9 protein-coding genes are annotated in these 12,995 nt (G+C 71.9%); 5 read left to right on the forward strand and 4 right to left on the reverse strand.

Features of this window, described 5'->3' with window-relative positions:
* Window positions 1-80 precede the first annotated feature (80 nt).
* Together acs and IO33_RS0115380 are read right to left on the reverse strand one after the other, a co-directional pair.
* On the reverse strand, window positions 81-2,036 hold the full coding sequence (gene acs, locus IO33_RS0115375) for an acetate--CoA ligase (RefSeq protein WP_031164936.1): 1,956 nt from the start codon (window positions 2,034-2,036) through the stop codon (window positions 81-83).
* A gap of 116 nt (window positions 2,037-2,152) precedes the next feature.
* A complete protein-coding gene (locus IO33_RS0115380) occupies window positions 2,153-4,498 on the reverse strand; it encodes a SulP family inorganic anion transporter (RefSeq protein WP_031164938.1) in 2,346 nt (781 codons plus the stop codon).
* A 282-nt stretch (window positions 4,499-4,780) separates the two neighbouring features.
* Here IO33_RS0115380 and IO33_RS0115385 point away from each other — a divergent pair, with 282 nt between their 5' ends.
* Complete coding sequence (locus IO33_RS0115385; protein WP_031164940.1) at window positions 4,781-6,046, forward strand: polysaccharide deacetylase family protein; 1,266 nt, start codon at window positions 4,781-4,783, stop codon at window positions 6,044-6,046.
* A gap of 43 nt (window positions 6,047-6,089) precedes the next feature.
* Here the strand turns inward: IO33_RS0115385 and IO33_RS0115390 are convergent, their stop codons facing one another.
* Window positions 6,090-7,082, reverse strand: a complete 993-nt coding sequence (locus tag IO33_RS0115390) for an ATP-binding protein (RefSeq protein WP_209438860.1) — start codon at window positions 7,080-7,082, stop codon at window positions 6,090-6,092.
* Window positions 7,083-7,183: 101 nt separating this feature from the next.
* On the opposite strand from IO33_RS0115390, the gene IO33_RS0115395 reads away from it, so the two are divergent.
* On the forward strand, window positions 7,184-8,008 hold the full coding sequence (locus IO33_RS0115395; RefSeq protein ID WP_031164944.1) for a Fic family protein: 825 nt from the start codon (window positions 7,184-7,186) through the stop codon (window positions 8,006-8,008).
* A 360-nt stretch (window positions 8,009-8,368) separates the two neighbouring features.
* Here IO33_RS0115395 and IO33_RS0115400 read toward each other — a convergent pair whose 3' ends face one another.
* The gene (locus tag IO33_RS0115400) at window positions 8,369-9,199 is read right to left on the reverse strand and encodes an HAD family hydrolase (protein WP_031164946.1); all 831 of its coding nucleotides are present in this window, start codon (window positions 9,197-9,199) and stop codon (window positions 8,369-8,371) included.
* Window positions 9,200-9,791: 592 nt separating this feature from the next.
* Between IO33_RS0115400 and ssd the strand changes: the two genes are divergently transcribed.
* Genes ssd through IO33_RS0115415 form a run of 3 tightly spaced genes read left to right on the forward strand, consistent with a single transcriptional unit; the run spans window position 9,792 to window position 12,971 of the window.
* Window positions 9,792-10,898 (forward strand): septum site-determining protein Ssd, encoded by a 1,107-nt coding sequence (gene ssd / locus IO33_RS0115405; protein ID WP_031164948.1) that lies wholly within the window; start codon window positions 9,792-9,794, stop codon window positions 10,896-10,898.
* The gene (locus IO33_RS0115410; RefSeq protein WP_051926753.1) at window positions 10,895-12,118 is read left to right on the forward strand and encodes a TadA family conjugal transfer-associated ATPase; all 1,224 of its coding nucleotides are present in this window, start codon (window positions 10,895-10,897) and stop codon (window positions 12,116-12,118) included. Before ssd ends, IO33_RS0115410 begins: the two co-directional genes overlap by 4 nt.
* 7 nt (window positions 12,119-12,125) lie before the next feature.
* Window positions 12,126-12,971 (forward strand): type II secretion system F family protein, encoded by an 846-nt coding sequence (locus IO33_RS0115415; RefSeq protein WP_031164952.1) that lies wholly within the window; start codon window positions 12,126-12,128, stop codon window positions 12,969-12,971.
* Window positions 12,972-12,995: the final 24 nt, after the last annotated feature.

Genomic DNA, 12,995 nt, shown 5'->3' on the forward strand with positions numbered 1-12,995 from the left:
CTCGACTTTGACGCCGGAGGTTAGCAAGGCGAAGGAAAATCCCGCGCCCCGAAGGGACGCGGGATTTCACGCGGACTTGCTCAGTCCTCGCTGGGCGCCGCGGGCAGCTTGGCCTGGATGAGGTCCATGACCGCGGAGTCCGTCAGCGTGGTGACGTCACCGAGCTGACGGTTCTCCGCCACGTCCCGCAGCAGACGGCGCATGATCTTCCCGGAGCGGGTCTTGGGCAGCTCCGCCACCGGCAGGATCCGCTTGGGCTTGGCGATCGGCCCGAGCGTGGCGCCCACGTGGTCGCGCAGCTCGCCGACCAGCGCGTCGGTCTCCGCGGCCGTACCGCGCAGGATCACGAACGCGACGATGGCCTGGCCGGTCGTCTCGTCGGCGGCACCGACGACGGCCGCCTCGGCGACCGACGGGTGCGAGACGAGCGCCGACTCCACCTCGGTGGTGGAGATGTTGTGCCCGGAGACGAGCATCACGTCGTCCACCCGGCCCAGCAGCCAGATGTCGCCGTCGTCGTCCTTCTTCGCGCCGTCACCGGCGAAGTACTTGCCCGCGAAGCGGGACCAGTAGGTGTCGATGAACCGCTGGTCGTCGCCCCAGATGGTGCGCAGCATCGACGGCCACGGCTCGGTCAGCACCAGGTAGCCACCGCCGCCGTTGGGCACCTCGTTCGCCTCGTCGTCGACGACGGTCGCGCTGATGCCGGGCAGCGGGGTCTGCGCGGAGCCGGGCTTGGCGGCCGTGACACCGGGCAGCGGCGAGATCATCATCGCGCCGGTCTCGGTCTGCCACCAGGTGTCCACGACGGGCGTCGCGTCGGCGCCGATGTTCTTGCGGTACCAGATCCATGCCTCGGGGTTGATGGGCTCGCCCACCGAACCGAGGACCCGCAGGGAGGACAGGTCGAACTTGGCGGGGATGTCGTCGCCCCACTTCATGAACGTCCGGATCGCCGTCGGCGCGGTGTAGAGGATCGTGACCTTGTACTTCTGGACGATCTCCCAGAACCGGCCCTGGTGCGGGGTGTCCGGCGTGCCCTCGTACATGACCTGCGTCGCGCCGTTGGCCAGCGGGCCGTACACGATGTACGAGTGGCCGGTGACCCAGCCGACGTCGGCCGTGCACCAGTACACGTCCGTCTCCGGCTTGAGGTCGAAGACCGCCCAGTGGGTGTACGCCGTCTGGGTGAGGTAGCCACCGGAGGTGTGCAGGATGCCCTTCGGCTTACCGGTCGTGCCGGAGGTGTAGAGGATGAACAGTGGGTGCTCCGCCTCGAACGCCTCCGGGGTGTGCTCGGCGGACTGCCGGTCCACCAGTTCGTGCCACCAGACGTCCCGCTCGCCGTTCCAGGCCACGTCCTGGCCGGTACGGCGGACGACGAGCACATGCTCGACGTTGTCGACCTTGCTGATCGCCTCGTCCACGGCCGGCTTCAGCGCGGACGGCTTGCCGCGCCGGTAACCGCCGTCGGCGGTGATGACGACCTTGGCGTCCGCGTCCTGGATGCGGGTCGCGAGCGCGTCCGCCGAGAAGCCGCCGAAGACCACCGAGTGCGCGGCGCCGATCCGGGCCGAGGCCAGCATCGCGATCGCCGTCTCCGGGATCATCGGCATGTAGATGGCGACCCGGTCGCCCTTCTGCACACCCAGTTCCAGCAGGGCGTTGGCCGCCCTGGAGACCTCGTCCTTCAGCTCGGCGTAGGTGATGGATCGGCTGTCACCGGGCTCACCCTCGAAGTGGATGGCGACACGGTCTCCGTGTCCGGCCTCCACATGCCGGTCCACGCAGTTGTACGCGACGTTCAGCTCGCCGTCCTTGAACCACTTCGCGAACGGCGGGTTCGACCAGTCCAGCGTCTCGGCAGGCTCCTTGGCCCAGGTCAGCCGGCGGGCCTGCTCGGCCCAGAAGCCGAGCCTGTCAGCCTTGGCCTGTGCATACGCCTCCGCTGTGACATTGGCGTCCGCTGCCAGGTCGGCGGGGGGCGCGAACCTGCGTTCTTCCTTGAGCAGGTTGGCCAGGCTTTCGTTGCTCACGACATCTCCCTTTCCAAGGGTGTCCGTTGTGTCCCAGGCCACAGCTCATCAGACGCGGGGGTCCGATGACAAGGGTCGACCGGTAAATTGGTTTAGACCTGTTGGACGTCGCTCTCTCAGACCGGGCTGTGTGCCCGTCCTGCGGGTACCCCTTCCATGACACTTTCCGTGACCTCCACGAACACCTCGCCCTCTTCTGTGCGCGTGAGCAGATACGCCTGGGCCTCGCCCACGTGGAAGTACATCCCGTGCAGCTCCAGCTCGCCCCTGCCCAGCGCCCGGGCCACCGGCCCGTGCGCCCGCAGGTGTTCCAGCTGCTGGACGACGTTGACCAGGCACAGCTGCTCCACCGCGTCCGCCGCCGCCCGCCCGGCCAGCCGGGGCCGGGCACGGCGGTCCCCGGTCATCCGCGCAAGGCTCGGCCGTCCGTGCCGCAGCCAGCGCCGCAGCGGGGTGCCGGGGAGGTCCTCGCCCGCGTCGGTCGCGGCCGTCAGCGCCTGCATCGCCCCGCACCCCGAATGTCCGCACACGGTGATGGAGCGCACGCCGAGCACGTCCACCGCGTATTCGACGGCGGCCGCCACCGAGTCGTCGCCGTGCTTCTCGCCCGGCGGCGGCACCAGGTTGCCGATGTTGCGGACGACGAACAGGTCGCCCGGACCGCTGGCGGTGATCATCGACGTGACGAGCCGGGAGTCGGCACAGGTGAGGAAGAGCTGCGTGGGCCGCTGGCCCTCCCGGGCGAGCCGCGCCAGCTCCTCCCGCACCAGCGGCGCGGTGTTGCGCTGGAACGAGCTGATCCCACGGGCCAGTTCCCGCCCCGCGCCCTGACCCGCCTTCCGGTCTGCCGGGGCGGCGGCTTCCGGGAGGCAGGACTGGTGGTTGCGCCAGGGCGTCCAGGGCCGGCACCGGCACCCTGCGGAGGAGGCCGGCCCGGCGGTCCGGATTCCGCCGCGCCGGCCCGACAGCTCGGCCGTACCACCCCGGGCGGTGTGGGTGCTGCGCCAGTCCTGCAGTGACTCGTACGCCGCGTGGTCCATGAACGACCCGTCCAACTCCACGACGGCGGAGGCGCCTTGGGGGATGAGATGCAGCGCGCGGCTGAGCCGGGGGACCGCGAGGAACGTCAACTGACCTCGGACACGTACGTGATGGGCTCCTTCCTTCTCTTCGTGGGTGATGCGGGTGCGGGCGAGGCGGCTGAGGGCGAGGGCGACCGCCACGGCGACCCCGAGGAACACGCCCTGCAGGACGCCGAGGAGCACCACGCCGAGTGTGGTCGCGGCGTAGACCGGCACTTCGCGGTGGCGCGTCACCGTGCGGATGTGGTGCAGGGACACCATCTGGATACCGACGGCCATGACCAGGGCGGCGAGGGAGGCGAGCGGGATCTCCTCCAGGGCCGGGACCATCAGCAGCGCGGCGACTACTACGAGAACGCCGTGCAGCATCGTGGAGTTCCGGCTCACGGCACCTGCCTTCACATTCGCGGTGCTGCGCACGGCCACCCCGGCGACCGGCAGTCCGCCGAGCGCACCGGAGACGATGTTGGCGGCGCCCTGGCCCAGCAGCTCCCGGTCCAGGCCGGAACGGGCGATCGGCGGGACCGGGCCGGGGCGGCCCGCGATCAGCTTGTCCACGGCCACCGCGCCGAGCAGCGACTGCACGCTGCACACCAGGGTGGTGGTGAGCACGGCGGCGGCGAGGCCGAGTGCCGGACCCTCGGGCAGTCCGGCCAGGGCGTGACTGCGCCAGGAGGGCAGGTCGACCCGGGGCAGGGACAGCCCGGTCAGAGCCGCCGTGGCGGTGGCCCCGGTGACGGCGACGAGGGCGGCCGGCACGTTCCGGAGCAGCCGGCCGGCGCGGCCGGGCAGGCGGGGCCAGGCCAGCAGCAGGGCGAGCGTCAGCGCGCTCATCGAGACGGCGGCCGGGTGCAGCCGGGCCAACTGGGCGGGCAGCGCGCGCAGGTTGGCGAGGACGGAGCTGTCCGGGCTGCCGCCGAGGACGATGTGCAGCTGGGCGACGGCGATGGTGATGCCGATGCCGGCGAGCATGCCGTGCACCACGGCCGGGCTGACCGCGAGCGCGCCGCGTGCCACCCGCAGACAGCCGAGGCCGAGCTGGGCGAGCCCGGCGAGGACGGTGATGCCGCAGGTCGTCCGCCATCCGTAGCGGTGGATCAAGTCGGCGGTGACCACGGTGAGTCCGGCGGCGGGGCCGCTGACCTGGAGCGGGCAGCCGCCGAGCCGGCCGGCGACGATTCCGCCCACGGCGGCGGCGACGAGTCCGGCCTGCAGCGGAGCGCCGGTGGCCAGGGCGATACCGAGGGACAGGGGCAGGGCGATCAGGAAGACCGCGATGGACGCGGACAGATCGGCGCCCGCCACAGGCGAGCGACGCCGGCGGCCCGGCGAAGGCCTGTGCGGCGGGGGCGGGGTGTGCGGGAGTGCGCAGGCTGACATGGTCCTGTCTCCTCCGGGGCGGCACGGTCGCGGATCGGGCGGGATGGGTCACTGTCGGTAAATGAACCGTAATGAAGAGTAAAGATGAGGCATAACTTTTCGGGGCAAATGGGGCAGTCGATCGCTCACCGGGGTGAACTAATCATTTGATCGGCTTGTCGTACTAATTCCTTCTCGCTCCTGTGCGACCTTGGCGGCGCTGCCGGCCTGCCAGCCCGGCACATCACCAGAAAACGGCCCTCGTCAGCGTTTGCCTGAGAGAAGGAAGAAGGTGGGCGGAACATGGCCGCCACCCAGAGGATCGCCGTCGGCGCCGTGGTCGCCGCGGCCTGTGCCTCATCGCTCGCCGGTTGCGCGACCGGCTCCAACGGTTCGAAGGAAGGGGCGTCCGGCCCGCAGAAGGGGGCGGCGGCCCCCGAGAGCGTGGTCCGGCTGATCGGGGACGGATCCACGGCGTACACCGGCGCACAGCCGCACCTGCCGAGACCCGAGCGGCTCAAGTCCGGTCAGAAGCCTCCGCAGTTCGTCGTGTTCTCCTGGGACGGAGCGGGTGAGGACAGTCAGAAGCTGTTCTCGCACTTCCGCAAGGTCGCCAAGGACAACCACGCGAACATGACGTTCTTCCTCAGCGGCGTGTACCTGCTGCCGGAGGAGAAGCGCGACCTGTACAAGCCGCCCCAGCACGCGCCGGGCAGCTCCGACATCGGTTTCAACGACGAGAAGGGAATCGCGGACACCGCCCAGCAGGCACGGCTGGCCTGGCTGGAGGGCAACGAGATCGGTACCCACTTCAACGGCCACTTCTGCGGACCCGACGGCGGGGTCGGCACCTGGTCGGTGGAGGAGTGGAAGAGCGAGATCAGCCAGGCCAAGCAGTTCGTGAAGTCCTGGAAGACCAACGCCGGCATGAAGAAGTCGGCTCCCCTGCCCTTCGATTACGACAAGGAGCTGATCGGCGCCCGCACCCCCTGCCTCGAAGGCCAGCAGAACTTCATGAAGGCGGCCCGCCAGTTGGGCTTCCGCTACGACTCCAGTGGAGTCAACGACCAGATCTGGCCCAAGAAGAAGGAGGGACTGTGGGACGTGTCCATGCAGCTGGTGCCCTTCCCCGGGCACACCTATGAGCAGTTGACCATGGACTACAACTTCATGGTCAACCAGTCCGGCACCGAGACCCAGGGCGACCCGGACAAGTTCGACTACTGGGGCGACCAGATGCGCGACGGCCTCATCAAGGGCTTCTACCGGGCCTACGACGGCAACCGCGCGCCGCTGATCATCGGCAACCACTTCGAGTCCTGGAACGGCGGCACCTACATGCGCGCCGTCGAGGACACCGTGAAGGAGGTGTGCAACAAGCCCGACGTGCGCTGTGTGTCCTTCCACCAGCTGGTCGACTGGCTGGACGCCCAGGATCCGAAGACCCTGGAGAAGCTGCGCACCCTGAAGGTGGGCGAGGCTCCCAGGCAGGGCTGGGCGTCCTTCCTCTCCGGCCGCCCGGCCCCGGCGCCGAAGGGCGTGCCCGGGGCGCCGGCGGTCCGGCAGTAGGCGTCGTACGCGAGCGGCGGGCGTCACCTACGAGCGGTGCGTCTCACACGGCTGTCGTGACCCCCACGCCCATGTCTTCGCCGAGCACGAAGGCGGGGTCGACCTGCGCCGCCAGGTCGGCCCCGGTGCGCTCATTGCCCCACGCCTCGGCGTTCTTCAGGTGGAAGTGCACCATCTGGCGGCTGTAGCGCTCCCAGTCCCGCAGCTCGTACGTGGCGTCCGCGGTGGCCCGCAGGATGTGCAGGGCGCGGGCGTTGGCCTCCTCCAGGAGGTCGAACCGGGGCGGGCGGCCCTTCTCCATGGCGCGCACCCAGTCCGAGCGCCCGACCGTCACGAGCAGGTCGTCCCCGACCTCCGCACGCAGGAAGTCGATGTCGTCCTCTTCCTGGATCTTGTTGCCGACGACCTTCAGGGCGACGCCGAAGTCGCGGGCGTACTCCTTGTACTGGCGGTAGACGGAGACCCCCTTCCGGGTCGGCTCGGCGACGAGGAACGTCATGTCGAAGCGGGTGAACATGCCGGAGGCGAAGGAGTCCGAACCCGCCGTCATGTCGACCACGACGTACTCGTCGGGGCCGTCGACGAGGTGGTTCAGGAACAGCTCCACCGCTCCGGTCTTGGAGTGGTAGCAGGCGACCCCCAGGTCGGCGTCCGTGAAGGGGCCGGTGACCATCAAACGGACGGCGCCGCCGTCGAGTTCCACCGGACGCGCGCACGCGTCGTAGACCGGATTCGGCTCGCGCACCCGGACCAGCCGGGAGCCCTCGCCGGGCGGGGTCGTCTTGATCATCGTGGCGGCGGAGGGGATCCGCGGGTTGGCGCCCCGCAGGTAGTCCTTGATCAGCGGCAGCCGCTCGCCCATGGCGGGCAGTGCGGCGGCGTCCGCCTCGTCGAGGCCGAGCGCCGGCCCGAGGTGCTGGTTGATGTCGGCGTCGATGGCGACCACCGGGGCGCCTGTCGCCACGAGGTGGCGGATGAAGAGGGAGGAGAGCGTGGTCTTGCCACTGCCGCCCTTCCCGACGAAAGCAATTTTCATGTTCACCAACAGTAGTCAGGCGATAGCTGTATGTGTCACGTGGAAGTGAAGAAGACCACTCCTTCGAGGGGCGGGCCGGTGGGGTGCGTAGGGTCGTACTCATGAGTACGACAGGCGCGAACGCCGACCCGCTCGCGGCCCTGGGCTCGCTGCCCGGTGTGGCCGACTCCGTGGAGTCCGTGCGCAAGGCCGTGGACCGGGTCTACGGGCACCGGATCATGCGGCGTCGCGGCACCGCGGTCACCTCCGAGGCGGCCCTGCGCGGCGCCCGCGGGTCCGCGGCGCTGTCGGGCGCCGACTGGGCCCTGGAGGAGGTGCGGCGGCGCACCGACTTCGGCGCCGACCCCGAGGCGCAGGTCGTGGGTGCGGCCCTCAGGCTGTCGGCGGAGGCAGGACAGCTGCTGTCCATCTGGCGGCAGTCGCCCCTGCGGGTGCTGGCCCGGCTGCACCTGGTGGCCGCGGCGAGCCAGGGCACGGAGGTCGGCAGGCCGCGCCAGGCCGGTGAGGCGGTGGACGAGCCGCTGGTCGAGCTGCCGCTGCCGGACGCCCAGGAGGTCTCCGGCCGGCTGGAGGGGCTCGCGGAACTGATCATCGCGGGCACGTCCGCGCCCGCGCTGGTGACGGCCGCGGTGGTGCACGGCGAGCTGCTCGCGCTGCGGCCCTTCGTGTCCCACAACGGTCTGGTCGCGCGCGCGGCCGAGCGGATCGTCCTGATCGGCAGCGGCCTGGACCCGAAGTCGATCTGCCCGGCCGAGGTCGGGCACGCCGAACTGGGCCGCGCCTCCTACCTGGCGGCGCTGGACGGCTACGCCTCCGGCACCCCCGAGGGCATGGCGGCCTGGATCGCGCACTGCGGCAGGGCGGTCGAGCTGGGAGCGCGCGAGTCGACGGCGGTGTGCGAGGCGCTGCAGCGCGGCGCGGCCTGATTCGTTTCCCGGAAGGGCCCGGACAAGGGTTGCGGCGGTACGAGTGCTCGTACCGCCGCTGGCATGCTCACCGGGTTACCAAGCGTCCTCGATATGTGCCCATCAGGTCGGGAACTTCGCCCGTCACCTGGTGCGGCTGGCCCGTAATCGACGGGTCGACGTCGCGTGGGTGCCCGATGTCCATGCGGGGTCCGTGTGGCCAAGTGCGTAGTGGTAGGTGATCCTCGCGGATGTCCTTTGGTCTCGCGGGCCTAAAGCCTTTGTACCGCGAGCCGGGAAGAAGCGAAACCCCTGCCTGCGGTTCTTTACTTTTACCTTCAAACGAGGGTGAAACGGGCACCGTTCGGGTGGCGCTCCGGCTCAGGCGGTGCTCCGGCGCCGGCTGGCGTACCAGACGAGGCCCGCCGTCGCGGCCGCCGCTCCTACGGCCGCCGCCGCGACCAGCGCGGGGCGGGGCGGTACGGAGAACGTGGGCAGCCGCTTCTTCAGCGGGACCGGCCGACGGAACTCCAGAACCGGCCAGCCCTGAGCGGCCGCCTCGCGGCGCAGCGCGCGGTCCGGGTTGACCGCGTGCGGATGCCCGACCGACTGGAGCATCGGCAGATCGGTCGCGGAGTCGCTGTAGGCGTAACAGCGTTCGAGGTCGTAGCCCTCGGACACGGCCAGTTCCCGGATCGCCTCGGCCTTGGTCGGGCCATAGGCGTAGTACTCCACCTCGCCGGTGAAGCAGCCGTCCTCGCCGACGGCCATGCGCGTCGCCACCACCCGGTCGGCGCCGAGCAGTTCACCGACGGGCTCCACCACCTCGGCGCCCGAGGTCGACACGATCACCACGTCCCGCCCGGCCGCGTGGTGCTCCTCGATGAGGGAGGCGGCCTCGTCGTAGATGATCGGGTCGATGAGGTCGTGCAGCGTCTCGGCGACGATCTCGCGGACCTGCTGCACGTTCCAGCCGCGGCACAGGGCGGACAGGTACTCGCGCATGCGCTCCATCTGGTCGTGATCCAGGCCACCGGCCAGGAAGACGAACTGGGCATATGCGGTACGCAGCGCGGCCCTGCGGTTGATCAGCCCGCCTTGGTAGAAGGACTTGCTGAAGGTGAGCGTGCTCGACTTCGCAATGACCGTCTTGTCCAGGTCAAAGAAGGCTGCTGCGCGGGGCAAGGAGTGGTTTTCCACGCCCCTGAGCATAGGCGCCCACCATTCGGCGTAAGGTGGGGCGCGTGGGTTTGCCTGAGAGGGCTCTCGGGTACACCATGGAAGTCACGGATCGTTCGCGACCGTGCTAACCCGGCCCGACTCCTCCCCCCCGAGTCGGCCGTGGGGACGACCCCCGCTCTCCCCCCCGGCGGGGGTCGTCGCATGTCCGGATGGGTTTTGCCCCTCCCTCCCCTTCCTTCCGCGGCCGCGGCCATGGCGGCACGCCGCCGCGACCGCGGCTCCGGTGTGCCCGTGATTCGTTACTCCGGGTAATCATCACACTGCTCTGTGGAAGTCGCACAGGCATCAGCACAGAGGTCACCGGTATGGGTGACGGCGATATTCACAGCCCCTGAGTTGTCCACAGTTTTCGACCAAGATCCACTTGATTTCGCGGATCGCTGCACCGTGATTCCCATGCGCTCGGGCCACGGCGAGTTCATGGCCGGTTCCCATTGCCGGAGCGCGTACCACCGGTTTCTGCCGGCCGCTCATACGGGAGGCCGCTCGCCGGTTCTTCACACCTTTGGGAATCGCGTGGCCGCAGGGGCTGCGCGGCCCACGCAGCGAAGGGGGAACACGCGTGACCGCAGCCGTCACCCACGACCCGCCGCCCGGCACCGGAGACCGGCCGGGCCGGCCGCTCATCGTCACCGAGGACGCCGCACTCCTGGACGACCTGCTGCGCCTGTGCGCGGCCGCCGGCGCCACACCCCAGGTCCACCACGGCGTACCGGAACACGGCGACGGCTGGGAATCGGCCCCGCTGGTCCTCGTCGGCGACGACGCCGCACGCCGGATCGGCGGGGCCCCGCGCCGGCCCGGCGTGGTGCTGGTCGGCCACGACCAGGACGATCCGGGCGTGTGGAAACGCGCCGTACTGATCGGCGCCGACCACGTCCTGATGCTGCCGGACGGCGAGCAGTGGCTCGTCGACCGGATCGCCGACGTCGCCGAGGGCGTGGGCCGCCCGGCCCTCACCGTCGGGGTGATCGGCGGCCGGGGAGGCGCCGGAGCCTCCACGCTCGCGTGCGCGCTCGCCGTCACCTCCGCGCGCGAGGGACTGCGCACCCTCCTCGTGGACGCCGATCCGCTCGGCGGCGGACTCGACGTACTCCTCGGTGGCGAGAGCGCCGACGGACTGCGCTGGCCCGCCTTCGCCGCCTCCCGCGGGCGGGTCGGCGGCGGCGCCCTGGAGGAGTCGCTGCCCGAACTGCACTCCCTGCGGGTGCTCAGCTGGGACCGCGGGGACTGCGTCGCCATCCCGCCGCAGGCGGTGCGCGCGGTGCTCGCCGCAGCCCGGCGGCGCGGCGGCACCGTCGTGGTGGACCTGCCCCGCCGCCTGGACGACGGGGTCGCCGAAGCCCTCGCCCAGCTCGACCTGGCGCTGCTCGTCGTCCCCGCCGAACTGCGCGCGATCGCGGCCGCCGGGCGGGTCGCCTCCGCCGTCGGCATGGTCGTGCGCGACCTGCGCGCGGCGGTGCGCGGGCCGTACGCACCGGGCCTGGACGGCCAGGAGGTGGCACAGCTGCTCGGCCTCCCGCTGGCCGGCGAGGTGCCGGTCGAGCCGCCGCTGCTGCACCCGCGGGGCGGCGCGAAACCGCCGGGCGTGGCCGCACACGGACCGCTCGCCCGCTTCTGCGTGACCTTCTGGGAGCGCGCGCTGGTCGAGGCCGGGGGCCGGCGATGACCCTCCCCGGACTCGACCGCGCGGACGGCGCGGCCCTGCTCGACGGCGTACGGCGCCGGCTCGCGGAAAGCGGTGCCGAGCCCACCCCGGCGCACGTCGCGCAGGCCCTGCGCGAACAGGGCCGGGTGCTCGGCGACGCCGAGGTTCTCGGCGCGGCCCGGCAGCTGAGGTCAGAACTCGTCGGCACCGGGCCGCTGGAGCCGCTGCTCGCCGACCCGGACGTCACCGACGTCCTCGTGTCCGCCCCGGACCGGGTGTGGGTGGACCGCGGTGGGGGACTGGAGCTGACCACGGTGACCTTCCCCGACGCCGCGGCCGTACGACGCCTCGCGCAGCGGCTGGCCGCCGTGGCCGGACGCCGGCTGGACGACGCCCGGCCGTGGGCGGACGCCCGGCTGCCCGACGGGACCCGGTTGCACGCGGTGCTGCCGCCGGTCGCCGTCGGCTGCACCTGCCTGGCCCTCAGGGTCGTACGGCCCCGGGCGTTCACGCTGGAGGAGCTGGTCGGGGCCGGCACCGTGCCTCCCGGCGGCGAGGGGGTCTTGCGGGCGCTGCTGGCGGCCCGGCTGTCCTTCCTGGTCAGCGGCGGCACCGGAAGCGGCAAGACCACCCTGCTCAGCGCTCTGCTGGGCCTGGTCGGTGCGGGCGAGCGGATCGTGCTCGCCGAGGACTCGGCCGAGCTGCGACCGGACCACCCGCACGTCGTCCGGCTGGAGACCCGGCCCGCCAACCAGGAGGGCGCCGGCCTGGTCACGCTGGAGGACCTCGTCCGGCAGGCGCTGCGGATGCGGCCCGACCGGCTGGTCGTCGGAGAGGTCCGCGGACCCGAGGTCGTGCATCTGTTGGCGGCTCTCAACACAGGCCACGAGGGCGGCGCCTGCACGATCCACGCCAACGCCGCCGCGGATGTGCCCGCCCGCCTGGAAGCGCTGGCCACGGCCGCGGGGCTCGACCGGGCCGCGCTGCACAGCCAGTTGGCGGCCGCGCTCTCCGTGGTCCTGCACCTCGCACGGGACCGGTCCGGGCGGCGCCGGATCGCCGAGGTGCACGTGCTGGAGCGGGACGCCACGGGGCTGGTCCGCACGGTGCCGGCGCTGCGGTGGGGGCGACGGGCCTTCGTACGGGAGCGCGGCTGGGAGCGGCTGGAGCGACTCCTGCACGTCCGAGCGGACGTGGAATCCGGTGGGACGAGCGAGAGGGGAGAGCGAAGTGATCGGTGAGACGTCCATGGGGGCCGCGCTGGTCTGTCTCGGCGCGCTGGCCTGGCTGCTGGGCGGGCGGCACTACGGGATCCGGCGGGCGCGGCTGCTGCTCGCGGGCGGTGGGGAGCTGCCGGCCGGCCCGCCTGCCTGGGACCAGACGCTCGCGGAGCTGCGCCGGTGGCGTGACCGGCTGGGCGCCGAGTGGTGGGCGCTCGCGGCCGGCCTGCTGCTCGGACTGCTGGGGGCCTCGCTGATTCCGGTCGTCGCGGGGGCGGCCGGGGTCCCGGTGCTGCGCCGGGCACGGCTGGCCCGTCAGGCCCGGCGCGGCCGGGAGCGCCGGGCGGACGCGGTGATCGCCCTGTGCGGTGCCCTCGCCGGGGAGGTGCGCGCCGGACGGCAGCCCGGCGAGGCGCTGCTGCGGGCGGCGCGGGACTCCGGGGGGCTCGGCGAGGCGCAGGCGGCCGTGGTCGCGGCGGCACGGTTCGGCGGGGACGTGCCTGGTGCGCTCGCCGCGGCGGCCCGGCAGCCGGGCGCCGAGGGCCTCCTCGGGCTGGCCGCGTGCTGGCGGGTGGCCGTGGACCAGGGTGCCGGACTCGCGGCCGGCCTGGACCGGCTGGACGCGGCCCTGCGTGCCGAGCGCGACCAACGCGCCGACCTTCACGCGCAGTTGGCGGGCGCCCGGGCGACCACCGTGCTGCTGGCCGTACTGCCCGCCCTCGGCCTGCTCCTCGGCTCGGCCATGGGGGCGGACCCTCTCCACGTCCTCCTCCACACCGGCGCCGGCCTCGGTTGCCTGGCGATCGGATCGGCGTTCGAGGCAGCCGGGCTGTGGTGGGCCGTGCGGATCGTGCGGGGAGCGGGGGCGGTGTGAACGGGCAGCGGTGTGTGCCCTCGG

It is taken from the genome of Streptomyces durhamensis, assembly GCF_000725475.1.
Lineage (GTDB): Bacteria > Actinomycetota > Actinomycetes > Streptomycetales > Streptomycetaceae > Streptomyces > Streptomyces filipinensis.